Origin of the sequence: Variovorax boronicumulans (assembly GCF_009811375.1) — a bacterium.
Lineage (GTDB): Bacteria > Pseudomonadota > Gammaproteobacteria > Burkholderiales > Burkholderiaceae_C > Variovorax > Variovorax boronicumulans.
Window position 1 is genome coordinate 3,142,676 of the sequence record NZ_BKDH01000001.1, and the last position, 16,199, is coordinate 3,158,874.

12 protein-coding genes are annotated in these 16,199 nt (G+C 69.3%); 7 read left to right on the plus strand and 5 right to left on the minus strand.

The window, feature by feature from the left end:
* The first annotated feature begins 89 nt into the window (after positions 1 to 89).
* The gene (locus VHAB30_RS14400; protein ID WP_159277470.1) at positions 90 to 3,590 is read left to right on the plus strand and encodes a transglutaminase family protein; all 3,501 of its coding nucleotides are present in this window, start codon (positions 90 to 92) and stop codon (positions 3,588 to 3,590) included.
* Positions 3,591 to 3,622: 32 nt separating this feature from the next.
* Here the strand turns inward: VHAB30_RS14400 and VHAB30_RS14405 are convergent, their stop codons facing one another.
* Positions 3,623 to 4,222 (minus strand): ORF6N domain-containing protein, encoded by a 600-nt coding sequence (locus tag VHAB30_RS14405; protein ID WP_095947346.1) that lies wholly within the window; start codon positions 4,220 to 4,222, stop codon positions 3,623 to 3,625.
* A gap of 129 nt (positions 4,223 to 4,351) precedes the next feature.
* Here VHAB30_RS14405 and VHAB30_RS14410 point away from each other — a divergent pair, with 129 nt between their 5' ends.
* From VHAB30_RS14410 to VHAB30_RS14425, 4 genes are read left to right on the plus strand one after another with little or no spacing between them, the layout of a single operon-like run.
* A complete protein-coding gene (locus VHAB30_RS14410) occupies positions 4,352 to 7,096 on the plus strand; it encodes a circularly permuted type 2 ATP-grasp protein (protein WP_159277471.1) in 2,745 nt (914 codons plus the stop codon).
* 40 nt (positions 7,097 to 7,136) lie between these two features.
* The gene (locus tag VHAB30_RS14415) at positions 7,137 to 7,958 is read left to right on the plus strand and encodes a basic amino acid ABC transporter substrate-binding protein (RefSeq protein ID WP_062476778.1); all 822 of its coding nucleotides are present in this window, start codon (positions 7,137 to 7,139) and stop codon (positions 7,956 to 7,958) included.
* Between the two features lie 15 nt (positions 7,959 to 7,973).
* The gene (locus VHAB30_RS14420) at positions 7,974 to 8,966 is read left to right on the plus strand and encodes a transglutaminase family protein (RefSeq protein ID WP_159277472.1); all 993 of its coding nucleotides are present in this window, start codon (positions 7,974 to 7,976) and stop codon (positions 8,964 to 8,966) included.
* The gene (locus VHAB30_RS14425) at positions 8,963 to 9,421 is read left to right on the plus strand and encodes a RidA family protein (protein WP_062476784.1); all 459 of its coding nucleotides are present in this window, start codon (positions 8,963 to 8,965) and stop codon (positions 9,419 to 9,421) included. Before VHAB30_RS14420 ends, VHAB30_RS14425 begins: the two co-directional genes overlap by 4 nt.
* Positions 9,422 to 9,443: 22 nt before the next feature.
* On the opposite strand, the gene VHAB30_RS14430 is transcribed toward VHAB30_RS14425, so the two are convergent.
* Positions 9,444 to 10,637 (minus strand): ABC transporter substrate-binding protein, encoded by a 1,194-nt coding sequence (locus tag VHAB30_RS14430; RefSeq protein ID WP_159277473.1) that lies wholly within the window; start codon positions 10,635 to 10,637, stop codon positions 9,444 to 9,446.
* Positions 10,638 to 10,762: 125 nt separating this feature from the next.
* On the opposite strand from VHAB30_RS14430, the gene VHAB30_RS14435 reads away from it, so the two are divergent.
* Both VHAB30_RS14435 and VHAB30_RS14440 read left to right on the plus strand, forming a co-directional pair.
* On the plus strand, positions 10,763 to 11,824 hold the full coding sequence (locus tag VHAB30_RS14435; RefSeq protein WP_159277474.1) for a sensor histidine kinase: 1,062 nt from the start codon (positions 10,763 to 10,765) through the stop codon (positions 11,822 to 11,824).
* Positions 11,821 to 12,453 carry a response regulator gene (locus VHAB30_RS14440; RefSeq protein ID WP_062476788.1) on the plus strand — a complete coding sequence of 211 codons (633 nt, stop codon included), beginning with the start codon at positions 11,821 to 11,823 and terminating at the stop codon, positions 12,451 to 12,453. Before VHAB30_RS14435 ends, VHAB30_RS14440 begins: the two co-directional genes overlap by 4 nt.
* Positions 12,454 to 12,470: 17 nt before the next feature.
* Here VHAB30_RS14440 and VHAB30_RS14445 read toward each other — a convergent pair whose 3' ends face one another.
* The 3 genes from VHAB30_RS14445 to VHAB30_RS14455 all read right to left on the minus strand — a co-directional run bounded on the left by VHAB30_RS14445 (position 12,471) and on the right by VHAB30_RS14455 (position 16,145).
* Positions 12,471 to 14,225, minus strand: coding sequence for a carboxylesterase/lipase family protein (locus VHAB30_RS14445; RefSeq protein WP_159277475.1), 1,755 nt, complete (start codon positions 14,223 to 14,225; stop codon positions 12,471 to 12,473).
* Positions 14,226 to 14,391: 166 nt separating this feature from the next.
* The gene (locus VHAB30_RS14450) at positions 14,392 to 15,396 is read right to left on the minus strand and encodes a hypothetical protein (protein ID WP_159277476.1); all 1,005 of its coding nucleotides are present in this window, start codon (positions 15,394 to 15,396) and stop codon (positions 14,392 to 14,394) included.
* Complete coding sequence (locus VHAB30_RS14455) at positions 15,393 to 16,145, minus strand: hypothetical protein (protein ID WP_159277477.1); 753 nt, start codon at positions 16,143 to 16,145, stop codon at positions 15,393 to 15,395. The genes VHAB30_RS14450 and VHAB30_RS14455 overlap by 4 nt, the downstream gene beginning before the upstream one ends.
* Positions 16,146 to 16,199: the final 54 nt, after the last annotated feature.

A 16,199-nucleotide genomic window follows, 5' to 3' on the forward strand; every position in this document is an offset into this window, starting at 1 on the left:
GCGCGTTAATTGCTTGGCAACTGGGCTAGTATGCGTCTCACCAGAGACATCTTTTCGATGCAACCTCGCTGCACTGCACGCCCCTACGCATGTCCATCCACGCCGCACTCCACCACGTCACCCACTACACATACGACCGCCTGGTGCAGTTGGGCCCGCAAGTCGTGCGACTGCGCCCCGCGCCCCATTGCCGCAGCAATGTGATCTCGTACTCGCTGCGGGTCGAACCGGCCGAGCACTTCGTCAACTGGATGCAGGACCCGTTCGCCAACTACCAGGCGCGGCTCGTGTTCCCCGAGAAGACGCGCGAGTTCAAGGTCACGGTCGACCTCGTGGTCGAGATGGCGGTCTACAACCCCTTCGACTTCTTCCTGGAGCCGCAGGCCGAGAACTTCCCCTTCAAGTACACGGCCTCGCAGGCCGAAGAGCTGGCGCCCTACCTCGTCACCGAGAAGCCCACGCCGCTGCTGCAGGCCTACCTCGACAAGATCGAGCGCAAGGAACAGCGCACCATCGACTTCCTGGTCGGCATCAACCAGCAGGTGCAAAAGGACGTCAGCTACCTCATCCGCATGGAGCCCGGCGTGCAGACGCCGGAAGAAACGCTGAGCAACGGCAGCGGCTCGTGTCGCGACTCGGGCTGGCTGCTGGTGCAACTGCTGCGCCATTGCGGCCTGGCCGCGCGCTTCGTGTCGGGCTACCTGATCCAGCTCACGCCCGACGTGAAGGCCCTCGACGGCCCCAGCGGCACCACGGTCGACTTCACCGACCTGCACGCCTGGTGCGAGGTGTTCCTGCCGGGCGCCGGCTGGATCGGTCTGGACGCCACCTCGGGCCTGCTGGCCGGCGAAGGCCACATCCCGCTGGCCTGCACGCCCACGCCGTCGAGCGCCGCGCCCATCGAGGGCGGCGTCGACGAGTCCGAGGTCGAGTTCAGCCACGAGATGAAGGTCACGCGCATCTACGAATCGCCGCGCGTCACCAAGCCCTACACCGAAGAACAATGGGCCGAGGTGCTCGCGCTCGGCGACACGGTCGATGCGCGCCTTGTGGCCGGCGACGTGCGCCTGACCATGGGCGGCGAGCCCACCTACGTGGCCACCAGCGACCGCGACGCGCCCGAATGGAACACCGACGCGCTCGGCCCCACCAAGCGCGGCTACGCCACCGAGCTCGTGCACAAGCTGCGCGCCGAGTACGGCCAGGGCGGCTTCCTGCATTTCGGCCAGGGCAAGTGGTATCCGGGCGAGCAGCTGCCGCGCTGGGCGCTGTCGATCTTCTGGCGCGCCGACGGCCAGACGCTGTGGCACGACCCCGAGCTGTTCGCCGACGAGCGCTTTCCCACGCACTACACGAGCGAGGACGCGCGCCGCTTCACCACCGTGCTGGCGCACAAGCTGGGCCTCACCGAGCGCTACATCCAGCCCGGCTACGAGGACACCTACTACTACCTGTGGCGCGAACGCCGCCTGCCGGTGAACGTCGACCCCTTCGACTCCAAGCTGGACGACGAACTCGAACGCGTGCGCCTGCGCCGCGTGTTCACGCAGAAGCTCGACGCGGTGATCGGCTACATGCTGCCCATCGAGCCCGGCAACGCCAACAGCGACACGCCCGCGCTCGCCGGCCCCGGCTGGAAGACCGGCCCCTGGTTCCTGCGCGACGACCGCCTGTTCCTGATCCCGGGCGACTCGCCCATGGGCTACCGCCTGCCGCTCGACTCGCAGCCGTGGGCCAGCAAGGGCGACTACCCGTATCTCATCGAGCGCGATCCGACCGCGCCGCGCGCCGCATTGCCCAGCGCGTCCGACTACCGCGCGCGCTATGCCACCGCCACCCCGGTCGCCGGCGCCGACCTGGGCGAGGTGCCCTACACCTTCGGCGCGCCGCCCGTGGTGGCCGCGTCGCTGCGCATGCAAAGCCCCGGCGATGCGGCGAAAGGCGATGCAGCTGCTCCTGCTGATGCGGCTACACCGGCCACGCGCCAACCGCTGCGCGGCGAATCGGCCCACTGGGTCACGCGCACCGCGCTGTGCGTCGAGGTGCGCGACCCGCGCCGCGCCAACGGCCCCGCGGCCGAGAAAAAGGGCAGCGCCTCGGGCGTGCTCTACGTCTTCATGCCGCCACTGGCGCGCCTGGAGGACTACCTCGACCTCGTCGCTGCCGTCGAAGCCACCGCGCAGCAACTGGGCGTGCGCATCGTGATGGAAGGCTATCCGCCGCCGCGCGATCCGCGCCTGAAGATGCTGGCCGTGACGCCCGACCCGGGCGTGATCGAAGTCAACATCCACCCGGCCCACAACTGGAAGGAACTGGTCGACCACACCGAGTTCCTCTACAACGCCGCGTTCGAGACGCGCCTGTCGGCCGAGAAGTTCATGACCGACGGCCGCCACACCGGCACCGGCGGCGGCAACCACTTCGTGATGGGCGGCGCCACGCCAGCCGACAGCCCCTTCCTGCGCCGGCCCGAGCTGCTGGCCAGCCTGCTGCTGTACTGGCACAACCACCCGTCGCTGAGCTACCTGTTCTCGGGCATGTTCATCGGCCCGACCAGCCAGGCGCCGCGCGTGGACGAGGCGCGCAACGACCAGGTCTACGAGCTGGAAATCGCGCTGAAGGAGATCGCCAAGAACCGCGAGATCTACGGCCAGAACATGCCCGCGTGGCTGGTCGACCGCACGCTGCGCAACATCCTGATCGACGTGTCGGGCAACACGCACCGCAGCGAGTTCTGCATCGACAAGCTCTACTCGCCCGACTCCAGCACCGGCCGCCTCGGCCTCCTGGAACTGCGCGCCTTCGAAATGCCGCCGCATGCGCGCATGAGCATCGCGCAGCAGCTGCTGATCCGCGCGCTGGTCGCCCGCTTCTGGGACGCGCCCTACCAGGCGCCCGTCACCCGCTGGGGCACCGAGCTGCACGACCGCTTCCTGCTGCCGACCTTCGTCAAGATGGACTTCGACGACGTCATCAGCGAGATGCGCCAAGCCGGCTTTGCCTTCGATGCCGACTGGTTCGCGCCGCACTTCGAGTTCCGCTTCCCGCTCGTGGGCCAGATGCAATCGATGGGCGTGGAGCTGTCGCTGCGCAACGCGCTCGAACCGTGGCACGTGATGGGCGAGGAAGGCTCGGCCGGCGGCACGGTGCGCTATGTCGACTCGTCGCTGGAGCGCATCGAGGTGCGCGTGACCGGCCTGAACGAAAGCCGCCACGTCGTCACCGTCAACGGCAAGGTGCTGCCGCTGCAGCCCACGGGCGTGACCGGCGAGTTCGTGGCCGGCGTGCGCTACAAGGCCTGGAACCCGCCTTCGGCGCTGCACCCCAGCATTCCGGCCCACGCACCGCTGACCTTCGACCTCGTCGATACCTGGATGAAGCGTTCGCTGGGCGGCTGCCAGTATTTCGTCGCCCACCCGGGCGGCCGCAACTACGACACCTTCCCCGTCAACGCCTACGAGGCCGAGAGCCGCCGCCACTCGCGCTTCACGCGCACCGGCCACACCCCGGGCCTGCTGCGCACGCCGCCGGCCACCATCGAGCTGCCGGGCAGCCGGGAGTTTCCGTTCACGCTGGACCTGCGGCGCTGAGGATCGAGGTGGGCTCTGTTCGTGCGGGGCGCTTACTGCTTGCCGCGCGCCTTCGGAGCCTTCTTCTCATCGGGCGTCACAAAGCCGATGGGCCGCCTGGGCGGATCGGGTGGTGTCGTCAGCGCCTTGATGGCATCGAAGACCTGGCGCAGCTGGTTGCGCGTGTTGCTGCTGAACGATTCCTGCCGCATGTCGATCAGCTCGGTCTTTTCTTCCAGCTCGCTCAAACGCCTGGCCAGGTCCTGGTGCGTGGTGACCAGCGCCCGTACCCGCACGAAGGTGCGCATGATCTCGATGTTGACCGCAATGGCGCGCGGGCTGCCGAGCACCGAGGACAGCATCGCCACGCCCTGCTCGGTGAACACGTAGGGTGCCGTGCGTCGGCCGCCGCGGCCGGTGTTTGAGGTCACAGTTTGTGACCTCAAAGCCGCCCACTCCTCGGGCGAAAGCTGGAACATGAAATCGGCCGGGAAGCGCTCGGCATTGCGCTTGACCGCCTGCACCAGCACCTTGGTCTGCACGTCGTAGAGCACTGCCAGATCGGAATCCAGCATCACGCGCTGCTCTCGCAATGACAGGATGCGGCTCTCGATATGTGGTTGCAGCGGTGAGTTGGGGGATGCCGCGCTCATGTGAAGAGATGGATTGGTTTTTTTGATTATGGCTACCGCTATTCATGTTCGGACCCTCAACGCCTTCATTTCGCCTCGCCAGACGGTGCGCGGAGGCCCCGGTGACGGTGATGTGACAATCTCCCCCCTGTGGAACCCCTGAACGAATCCCTGTTCGACGCCCAGGCCCCGGAGCATCCGGCGGCGCTGGCGTCTTCGCTCGCGCCGGCGGCCCTGCCTGGGCATTTCGACGAATTGCGGGGACAGGCGACGCCCGCGGCGCCCTCGCGGCCGGTGGCGGGCGCGGCCCCGGCGCCCGCCGCGGCCCCGCTGCTGTACGACGCCGCCGAGGAGCGACCGACCCCGTCGCAATCGCAGTCCCAGTCACAGTCGTCCTCGCAATCACAGGCACAGGAACCTTCACCCTCCAGCGACCAGCCTCCGCTCACCCCCGCCTGGAACGCCTTCTTCGAACAGCTCGGCCCCGGCGGCATCAACGACCTGCCGCGGCGCGCGGTCAGCCTGGAGCGGCAGATCCGCGACAACGGCGTCACCTACAACGTGTACGCCGACGCCAACGGCCCGCAGCGGCCGTGGTCGCTCGACCTGTTCCCGCTGATCGTCTCGCCCGAGAGCTGGGCCCAGATCGAGGCCGGCGTGCAGCAGCGCGTGCGCGTGCTCGACCGCGTGATGGCCGACGCCTACGGCCCGCAGCAGCTGCTGGCCGAGGGCCTGCTGCCGCCGGCGCTGGTGCGCGGCCACCCCGGCTACCTGCGCGCGCTGCACGGCGTGAAGCCGGCGGGCGACACCTGGCTGCACATCGCCGCCTTCGACCTCGCGCGCGGCCCCGACGGCAACTGGTGGGTGGTCTCGCAGCGCACGCAGGCGCCTTCGGGCCTGGGCTACCTGCTGGAGAACCGCCTGGCGATCACGCGGCAGTTTCCGCAGGCCTTCGAGGCGTTGCAGGTACAGCGGCTGGCCGCCACCTACAGCGCCATGATGGAAGGCCTGCAGCGCATGTGCCCCTCGGGCTCGCCGCCGCACATCGCGCTGCTCACACCCGGTCCGTACAACGAGACCTACTTCGAGCACGCCTACCTGGCGCGCTACCTCGGCCTGACGCTGGTCGAGGGCAGCGACCTCACGGTGCGCGACCAGCGCCTGTACCTCAAGACGCTGCAAGGCCTGCGCCCGGTGCACGGCCTCATCAAGCGGCTCGACGACCAGTTCCTCGACCCGCTGGAGCTGCGCCCCGACTCCACGCTCGGCGTGCCCGGCCTGCTGCAGGCGATCCGCGCGGGCAACCTGCTGGTGGCCAACATGCCGGGCTCGGCCTTCCTTGAGTCGCCAGCGCTGCTGGGCTTCCTGCCGGGGCTGGCGCTGCGGCTCATCGGTGAAAAACTCAAGCTGCCGGCGCTGCCGACCTGGTGGTGCGGCGAGCGCGCCGCGCTCGAGGCGGTGCTGCCGCAGCTGGGCGAGAGCGCCATCAAGCCGACCTACCCCGGCTTCCAGGGGCGCTCCAGCTTCGATGCCGTGTTCGGCAGCCAGCTCGGCCGCCGCGAAATCGACGAATGGGCGGGCCGCATCGTGCGCGAGGGCGACGTCCACACGGTGCAGGGCTACCTGCCGCTGTCGCAGATGCCGACCTGGGCCAGCGACCTCGGCCCCGGCCACATCGCGCCGCGCGCGCTGATGCTGCGCGTGTTCGCGGTGAGCGACGGCCCGCAGTCGTGGCGCGTGCTGCCCGGCGGGCTGGCGCGCCTGGCGGGCCCCGACGCACAAATCGCCTCGATGCAGCGCGGTGGCAGCAGTGCCGACGTCTGGGTGCAGACGCACGGCGAGGTCGACCGCACCACGCTGCTGCAGCCGCACGCCACACCGGCCTCGCTCGCGCGGCACCGCGCGCCGGTCACCAGCCGCGCGGCGGAGAACATGTTCTGGCTCGGCCGCTACACCGAGCGCGCCGAGAATGCGGTGCGCCTGGCGCGCCTCACGCTCAACCTGCTGGGCAGCGAAGACCAGTCCTCGCGCCCGCTGCTCGAATGGCTGCACCGCATGGCGGTGCGCAACGCGCTCGTGCCCGCCGAGGCGCCGAGCGCGCCGCAGTCACGCCGCGTGTTCGAACGCGCACTGATCGCCGAGCTGGGCGACGTCGACCACGGCGGCAGCGTCGGCTACAGCCTGCGCAGCATCCGGCAGGCTGCGGCGGCCGTGCGCGAACGGCTGTCGCAGGACAACTGGAACCAGATCGTGCGCGCCGAAAGCGACTTCCTGCGGCGCGCGGCCGAGCAGGCCGGCGAAGGCAGCTTTGCCGCCAGCGCCGCCCTGCGCGCGCTCGAATCCGCCAGCACCGCGCTGGCCGCCATGACCGGCGCGCAGACCGACCGCATGACGCGCGACGACGCCTGGCGGCTGCTGTCGATCGGCCGCCACATCGAGCGGTTGGGCTTCCTGTCGAGCGCGCTCGAGGCCGGCTTCGCCAACGGCGCCGTGCACGAGGTGAGCGGCTTCGAGGCGATGGTGGCGCTGTTCGACAGCACCATCACCTTCCATGCGCGCTACCAGCAGCGCCGCGACGTCGCCACGCTGGTCGACCTGCTGGTGCTCGACGCCGAGAACCCGCGCTCGCTGGCCTGGGTCACGCAGACGCTGCGCGGTCGCATCGCAAGGCTCGCAGGCAGCGCACCAGGCAAGCTCACGGCCCTGTCGTACGAGCTGCCCGACCCGGCCACCTGGACGCTGGAACACCTGTGCGCAGTCGGCCCCGGCGCCGACTACCCCGCGCTGGTCGAACTGCTCGCCACCTGCGAGACGGCGGCGTACCACGTGTCGGACGCCATCGGCACGCGCTACTTCACGCTCACCTCGGAATCGCTGCGCTCCGTCGGCGCCTGATTCCATACCTACACAACGATATTTCGAAGGAGGCATTTCCATGTCCGGCATCGCCCTCAACCGCCGTCTCACACTGACCGCCGCCAGCCTTCTGGTCGGCCTCGCGCTCGCCGGCTGCGGCAAGCAGGAACCCGCCGCGCCCGCGGCCGCTTCGGCACCGCCGCCCGCCGCCGCGCCGCGCGTGCTGGTCGTGGGCACCGACGCGGCCTACACGCCCTTCGAATCGCAGAACGAAAAAGGCGAGGTCGTGGGCTTCGACATCGACGTGGTGAAGGCCGTCGCGCAGAAGGCCGGTATCGAGGTGAAGTTCGTCAACACGCCGTGGGAAGGCATCTTCAACACGCTCGAGCTGGGCGACCGCGACCTGCTGGTGTCGGCCATCACCATCACGCCGGAGCGCCGCCAGACGATGGACTTCTCGCAGCCCTACTTCGAGGCCCGCCAGCTCATCGCGGTGAAGAGCGATTCGACGGTCGCGAAGTTCGACGACATCAAGAAGCTCAAGGTCGGCGTGCAGAACGGCACCACCGGCGACGAGGTGGTGGGCAAGCTGCTGGGCAAGTCGAGCACCGACATCAAGCGTTTCGAATCGACGCCGCTGGCGCTCAAGGAGCTCGAGGCCGGCGGCGTGCAGGCCGTGGTGGCCGACAACGGCGTGGTGGCCCACTACCTGGCCAACAACCCGGGCGGCGGCTTCAAGACCGTGAGCGACGCCGGCTTCTCGACCGAGCAGTACGGCATCGCCGTGAAGAAGGGCAACGCCGAGCTGCTGGCCAAGATCGACAAGGGCCTGGCCGACATCAAGGCCGACGGCACCTACGCGAAGATCTACGCCTCGCACTTCGGCGCCGAATCCAAGTAAACAGCGAGCCGCGCGATGCTGCTGCACGTCACCCACGAAACGCGCTATGCGTACGCGCCGGCGGTCGAGACGGCGCAGCACCTGGCGCACCTGCGCCCGCTGGCCACCGCCTCGCAGGAGCTCGTGAGCCACCAGCTCACGATCGATCCCGCGCCCGCGCAGCGCAACGAGGTGCCCGACCTGTACGGCAACACGCGCGCCTTCTTCGCGCTCGAAAGCACACACGACCACCTCATCGTGACGGCCGAGAGCGTAGTGAAAACCTCGGCGCCCGTGCTCTCGCCCGCCGTGGCGCGCGAGCTGCCCTGGGAGACCGTGCGCGAGCGCTTCCGCTTTCGCAAGGACGCACCGTTCGACCCCGCCTCGGAGTTCGTGTTTCCTTCGCCGTACGTGCCGCGTCACGACGACTTCGTCGCCTACGCGCGCGCCAGCTTCGTGCCCGAGCGTCCCACCTTCGACGTGGCGATGGACCTCACCGAGCGCATGTACCGCGACTTCGCCTACGACGCCGACAGCACCGAGATCAACACCCCCGCCGTCGAAGCCTTGGCGCAGCGCAAGGGCGTGTGCCAGGACTTCGCCCACATCCTCATCGCGTGCTTTCGCGCCATGGGCCTGCCGGCGCGCTACGTGAGCGGCTACCTGCTCACGCAACCGCCGCCGGGCCAGCCGCGCCTGGTGGGCGCCGACGCCTCGCATGCGTGGGTGTCGGTGTATTTGCCCGGCGAGGGCGAAGGCCCCGAGAGCGTGGGTGACTGGGCCGACTTCGACCCCACCAACGGCCGCCAGCCCGGCGAGGACTACGTCACGCTCGCCATCGGGCGCGACTACTCCGACGTCTCGCCGATGCGCGGCGTGCTGCATGGCGGCGCGCGCCACACGCTGCATGTCGGCGTGACCGTGCAACCCGTGGGGGAAGTGGTGCAGCTGCCGGCGTCGGCGGCGCAAACACAGACACAATCACCCCCGTCATCGTCATCACCATCCTCAGATCAGGAGTCTCCATGAGCGTTTACGACAAGCTTTCCAGCCTCGGCATTTCCCTGCCCCCGGTGTCTGCACCTGCCGCCGCCTACGTGCCCTTCGTGCAGACCGGCAACCTCGTGTTCCTGTCGGGCCACATCGCCAAGAAGGACGGCAAGGTCTGGGTCGGCCAGCTCGGCGCCAACATCGGCACCGACGAAGGCAAGCAGGCCGCACGCGCCATCGCCATCGACCTGCTCGGCACGCTGCACGCGGCCGTGGGCGACCTCAACAAGGTCAAGCGCATCGTCAAGGTGATGAGCCTCGTGAACTCGGTCGGCACCTTCACCGAACAGCACCTGGTGACCAACGGCGCCAGCGAGTTCTTCGCCGAAGTGTTCGGCCCCGAAAAGGGCGCGCATGCACGCAGCGCCTTCGGCGTGGCGCAGATCCCGATGGGCGCCTGCGTCGAGATCGAGCTGATCGCCGAGATCGGCTGATCTTCTTCAGGGCGGCTCAGCCTCAATGAATGAGCCGCCCGCCATTTCCGATCATTGAAAGTGTCACGGGGTGCGGACGCACACCCGGATCGTCGCCACTCGACACCGGAATCCCCTCGATCTCACGCCGCAGCATCAGCTTCATGGCGTCCTGCATCGAGCGGCGTGGTGAAGCGGCCAGCGCCGAGCGCGCCGCCTCCACCGTCACCATCGCCACCACGTACCCTTCCAGCGAAAAGTAGCTGAACTCGTCGCGGCCCATGTGGCTGCGCATGTCCTGCTGGTAGCGCTGCACCAGCGGCGAGGTCGCCAGCCGCGGGTTGGGCATGACCTGCGAGATCACGGTGCCGCGCGCCGCCGGCCCCACGCTCTTGGCGAGCACCTCGCCGTTGACGATCGAGAGCATGTACGGCGTCGGCCGTGCGATGCCACTCTCCGCCGCCAGTCCCGACAGCAGCTTCACCCCGCACGGTGTCACACACAGCGCGAACAGCGCATCGGGCTTGGCCGCGCGCACGCTCGCGGCCAGCGCAGCGCCGTCCATCTGCGCCAGCGCCACGCCCTGTTGCCCCACCAGCTCGATGCCCGCACCGCGCAGCGCGACCTCGAGCGCCGCAAAGGCGTCGCGCCCCAGCCCGTCGTCCTGCCAGACCGCGAACACGCGCCGCTGCCGCACCGACACCGCCTGTGCGACCAGCTGGCGCACCTCGTCGGCGTAGCTTGCGCGCAGGTGGTAGATGAGCGCGCGCTGCGCGCCGTGCAGCGCCGACGCGCCGGTCATCGCGCCGATCAGCGGCGTGCCCGCCTCGCGCATCGTCGGGTAGGCCGCGTCGATGTGCGAGGTGCCGGCCGACAGGCCCAGCGCATCGACCTTGTCCTGCACCACGAGCTGGCGGATGTTCTGCGTGTGGCGCTCCACCGAGTAGCCGTCGTCCAGCGCGCGCCACACCAGCTTGTGGCGCCCGAGCAGGCCGTCGCGTTGCACGCGCGCCAGGTAGGCGTCGATGCCGTCCTTCACGTTGCGCCCGGCCTCGCCGAGCGGCCCGCTCAGCGGCAGCGACTGCCCCACCACGATCTCGTCGGCGCGGCCCGGCAGGCCGAGGAGCATGAGGAGCAGAGGCGCAAGCCAGCGGTAGACCATCGTCGTGTCGTCCTTGCCGGCGTCGCCGGCCGTGGGGCAGCCTGAAGCAGGCGGGCCCCGATCTTGGCGGCGCACCGCATGCGGCGGCCATCGGACATTTCCGGCCAGCGCTACGGGGAACCCTGCTGCTCGCAAACCCTCGGGCGCGGCCGTGCGGCGCGGCCCGCGACCTATCATGCAGCGCGCCACCGCCCGCCCCCATGACAGCACCCGCCCGCGAGAGCCTGCAGGACATGCCCTTCGACACCATCGTCGAACAGGCGGTGGCGGGCATCTACGTGATCCAGGACGACCGCTTCGTCTACTGCAACGCGACCTGGGCCGCCATCGTGGGCTACACCGCAGAGGAAATGACCGGCATGTCGCTGGCCGAGATCGTGCCGCCCGACTTCGTGGAAGTCGTGCGCTCGCGCATCCGCATCCGGCTGGCGGGCAATCCGCCGAGCATGCACTTCATCACGCGCGGCCTGCACCGCGACGGGCGCGTGCGCTTCGTCGAAGTCCACGGCTCGCGCATCGAGCACCGGGGCCGCCCGGCCGTGATGGGCGTGGGCGTCGACGTGACCGACCGCCTGCGCAACGAAGAAGAACGCCAGCGCTCGCGCGAACAGCTGCAGGCTCTGGCCGCCTACACCGCCAACAAGCTCGAAGAGCAACGGCTGGCACTCTCGCGCGATGTGCACGACGTGCTCGGCGGCATGCTGACCTCGATCAAGATGGACGTCACGCGCATCCAGCGCCGCGCCGACAACCCCGAGGTGCAGGCACTCACGCAGGACTTGATCGCGCTCACGCAGCAGACCATCGACACGGTCAAGCAGATGTCCGAAGCACTGCGCCCCAGCGCACTCGACCATCTCGACCTGTCGGTGGCGCTCGCGAACGAGCTGCAGGCTTTCACGCGCCGCTCCGGCGTGCCCCATGCGCTGGACACCGACGCACCCGCACTGCGCCTCGCACCCAAGCACGCCACGGCGGTCTACCGCATCTTCCAGGAAGGCCTGACCAACATCTCGCGCCACTCCAAAGCACAACGCGTCGACGTGCGGCTGCGCGTGGACCGCGAGCGCCTGCAGCTCGCGCTGCACGACGACGGCTGCGGCTTCGACGCCGATGCCCCCGAGGGCAGCGCGCTGGGCCTATTGAGCATGCGCGAGCGCGCGCGCGAGATCGGCGGCGAGCTGCACATCCGCTCGGCACCCGGTGCGGGCACGCGGCTCGCATTGAGCGTGCCGCTGCACCAGGAGAACGGCCCCGCATGATCGACATCCTGATGGTCGACGACCACACGATCTTCCGCTCGGGCCTGCAGCGGCTGCTGCTCGACGAGACCGACCTGCGCACCACCGCCGAGGCCGGCAACGGCGCCGAGGCGCTCGAGCTGGTGCGCCAGCGCCGCTTCGACGTGGTGCTGCTGGACATCAACATGGAAGGCCGCAACGGCCTGGAGGTGCTGGCCTCGATCCGCGCGCTGCAGCCCGCGCTGCCGGTGCTCATGCTGTCGATGTATGCCGAGGAGCAGTACGCGCTGGTCGCCATCCAGGCCGGCGCGCGCGGCTACATCGCGAAAGACGCGGAGCCCGCCGAGCTGGTGCGCGCGATCCGCTGCGTGGCGGCCGGCGGCCAGTACCTCAGCGCGCGCGCCGCCTCGCAGGTCAGCGGCCAGCTCGAAGGCCGCGACGACCGCCCCGCGCACCAGCGGCTCACGGTGCGCGAGCACCAGATCATGTTGATGATGCTCAAGGGCCTGTCGCTCACGGCCATCGGCGACGAGATGCTCATCAGCGTGAAGACCGTGAGCACGCACCGCAGCAACATCCTGGACAAGCTGGGCGTGGCCAGCACGGCGGAGCTGGTGCTCTATGCCGTGCGCCACGGGATCATCCAGTAGCTGGATTCTTCAGGAACTCAGCGGGTACCGTTGCGCAGCGGGTCCACCGAGTCGGGCAGCGCGTTGAAGTCGATCTGCTGGAACAGGAACTCGCGCTGCTGCGGCGACAGCAGCGAATAGCGCGGCCAGAAGAACAAGTAGTCGTCGGCCGACATGCGCGGCTGGTTGTCGAAGATCATGCGCTTGCTGCACAGCAGGCACACGAAGTTGGTCCAGTTGTTCCAGGTCGTCTGGCCGTCGAACATGCGGCTCGGTGCGCCGTAGCGGGCAAAGCTCGCCGCGTGGCCGATGAACTTGTCCGACAGCGCCTTGCGGCTGCTGGCGTTCGCGGGGCTCCAGGCAAAGCGCATGAAGTTCGGCTCGTCGGTCACGAAGTTGCCGAACAGCGCCCCCACGTCGATGCCGTGGAACGCGCCGAAGGTGTCCTTCCAGGGCTGCGGCGTGTCGTCCCAGTTGTAGTTGTAGCGGTAGATGTCGCCGTTCTGCAGGCGCAGCACGCGGATCACGTTGTCGATCACGTTGTCCAGCGCGTAGCTGATCACTTCATGCGTCTGCGTGTAGATCGGCCGGAACTCGGGCTTGATCAGCTGGTTGAAGGTGACGCTGCCGGGCGCTGCGTAGTTGGTCAGGTTCCACAGCTCCTGCTGCGAGGGCTGGCCCATGCCGAACAGGAAGGCGAAGTACGAGCCCTCGTCGTGCGTGGAGCCGATCATCAGCGGCATCTTGTTGTAGTTGCCCGCGAGCAGGCCGGGCAGCCCGCTCGCGCGGATCACGGTGCCGTCGGTGAAGTGGCCCGGCACCACAGGGCTGGGCGTGAACTTCATGATCTGCGCCGCGCTCGCACCGCGCAGCAAGGCGGCGATGTCGGCGGCGCTCATGGTCACGCGCTGCGCCGCGGCCTGCAGCGTGGTCGAGGCGCGGCCGGTGTCGACCAGCAGGTTGTCGATGAGCGAGTCGGCCGCCAGCGTGCCCACCACCGGCGGGTACGCATTGGGTACGCCCGACATGCACAGCGCGCGGTGGAACTTGCCGTCGGCCAGCGGCGACTGCAGCAGGCCCCAGGTGTTGATGCAGCCGGCCGACTGGCCCGCCACCGTCACCTGCCCCGGGTTGCCGCCGAAGGCGCGCGCGTTGGCCTTCACCCAGTCGAGCGCGCGCACCAGGTCCAGCGTGGTGAAGTTGCCCGAGTCGTCCAGCGCGTTGCCGGTCTTCATGGCCGGGTGGTTCAGCCAGCCCAGCATGCCCATGCGGTACTGCACGGTGACCACCACCATGTTGGCCTTCTGCGCCAGGTAGGCGCCGTCGTAGGCCGGCTCGCGCGCCGAGCCCTTGGTGTTGCTGCCGCCGTGGATCCAGAAGAACACCGGCAGGTTCTCGGCGCTGGAGTTCGGCCGCCACACGTTCAGGTACAGGCAGTCTTCCGTACCCACGGGCTGGCCGAAGGTGGCCGGGTCGGGCTCGCCGAAGGGGTTGCCGACCTGCGCGCACATGCCGGCCAGCGTGGTCGCGGCACGCGCGCCGCTCCACGGTTGCGGCGGCTGCGGGGCGCGCCAGCGCAGGTTGCCGACGGGCGGCTGCGCGAAGGGAATGCCCAGGAAGGCGTGCGTGTTGTTGGCCGCGACCTTGCCGTAGATCTGGCCGGCGTCGAGTGTGCGCGTGAGGCTCTGGTTGTAGGCGGCCAGCGCGGGCGCCGCGAGCATCGCGAGCGCCCACAGGACCGTGGTGCGAAGCAGCAGGCGGATGAGGCCTGCAAGAGAACGGGAGCGTTGCATGGTGGTTGTCTCCTCGAGGTGGATGCGGCGGGCTCTGACGGCCTCGGTCATGCATCGATTCTCGTGAGCACCCTGCCCCGCCCGCCTCGGTGTCATCGCAGGGGGGCGGCAAGAATCCTCCGATTGACATCCGCCCCACAAAGGGCCATGCAACGCTTGGCGGCTGCTACTTGCGCTTCCAGCTCGCCACGGTGATGTACACGCCGGTTTCCTTCGCGTCGCGCAGGCGCACGCTGTAGCGGCCCGCGCCGTCGGTGCCGTTGAAGACGACCTCGCGGCCCTCCTCGTCCAGCGTCGCGCCCTTGGCGAGTTCGCGGTAGGCGTCGACCAGCTTGGCGATCGGCTCGTAGCTGCGCAGCGTGACCTCGGCGTCGGGCAGCCGCGCCTCGGGGCGCTGGGCGCTCTGGTAGGCCGTGCGCATCGGCAGGCCGGCCAGCCCCTTGGGCAGCACGATCTTGCCGGCGCTGGCGGTGCTGTTCACCTCGGCCGTCTGCACCAGCAGCGGATGCAGCGACGCCGGGAAGCCCGGCGGCAGCTGCTCGGCGCGCCAGCCCGGCACGCCCGGCTGGCCGGTGATGTATTCGACGCTGGCGATCTTCTGCGCGGCGGCCACATCCGCCGGATCGTCGCTGTCGGCCATGGCCGCGAGGAACGACGGCAGCTGCTTGCTCCAGGCCACGAGCGGAGCCGCGTCGGCCTGGCTGGCACCGGCACGCTGGAAGACCGACAGCACGGTCTGCGGCAAGGGGTTGCACACCTTGGGCTCGTCGCGCTTGGCGGCCGCGCGGCAGTGGCCGTTGACCAGCCCCACCGCCTGCACGCGGCCGTCGGCGTCGATCAGCATCGCCGCACGCTCTTCGCCGTGGCCGCCGCCGCTGACCGACGCGATCACCTGGCGGCCGTCGGGCCACACGGTGCGCGTGACGTCGAACTTCGAGCGCATGCCTTCGAGCAGCTGCTGCGCGATCAGCGTGTCGGGTTCGGTGTAGCTGCCGCGCGCGTAGCCGACCAGGCCGATCACGGCGCTGCGGATGCGCGTCTGCTCGCTGAGGCGCAGCGTGGGCGGCGGCAGTTCGGTTGTGACGGGCGCCGCAGCGTCTTGTGCGTGGGCGGTGAGCGCGCAGGCGAACGCCAGCGACGCCAGCGCCGACTGAATCAAGGTCTTCTTCATTCGGAAATTTCCACTTCGATGTTCGTGATCGCGGGCATGTCGCGCGGGACCGTCGTTTCGACGGAGAAGCGCAGGCCGTTGCGGCTGCCGACGATGAAGCCGTCGCCGAACTCGATGTCCTTCAGCGGCGGCGACAGCTGCTTGTAGAACGCCAGCACCTGCTGCGGCGTGTCGACGGTCTGCAGGCGCAGCACGCGCTTGGCCTTGGCGTCGCTCAGTGCGTCCTGCGCGGTGCCGTAGATCAGCGCCTTGGGGTACAGCGGCACCTGCGCGGAGAAGGCCTTGTTGGGCCGCACGATGGGACGCGCCGTGGTGCGCGCGGCGTCCATAGTGACGTACTCGGTCGTGGCGATCTTCTCGCCCACACCCTCACCGCCCTGCATGCGGTCGGGAACCTGCTGGCTCCATGCGACCAGCGGTTGCGCCTTGGTGCGGTCGAGGCCGGGACGCAGGAAGACCGAGAGCACGGCATGCTGGTCGTCGAGGCAACCGCTCGACGACGAGTCCTTGCCGCAGCTGCGATGCACCAGTGCGGCGGCCAGCACGTCACCGCTGCGGTCGTCGACCAGCACGGCCGCGCGCTCGCCGCCGTCGTAGGGCCGGCGATACGACGAAAGCAGTCGTTGGCCGTCAGGCAGCGCCTGCTGCTTGCGGTCGGGGCGCGAGGCCAGGCCCGAGATCAGCTGCTCGGCCAGCAGGCCTTCGGGCCAGTAGTACGAGCCCGACGCCATGCCGGCGAAGCGGGTCACGGCAAGGTCGAGTGCGGGGGCGTTGGATGTTTCCGGCGTGCGCTCGTGTTGCGG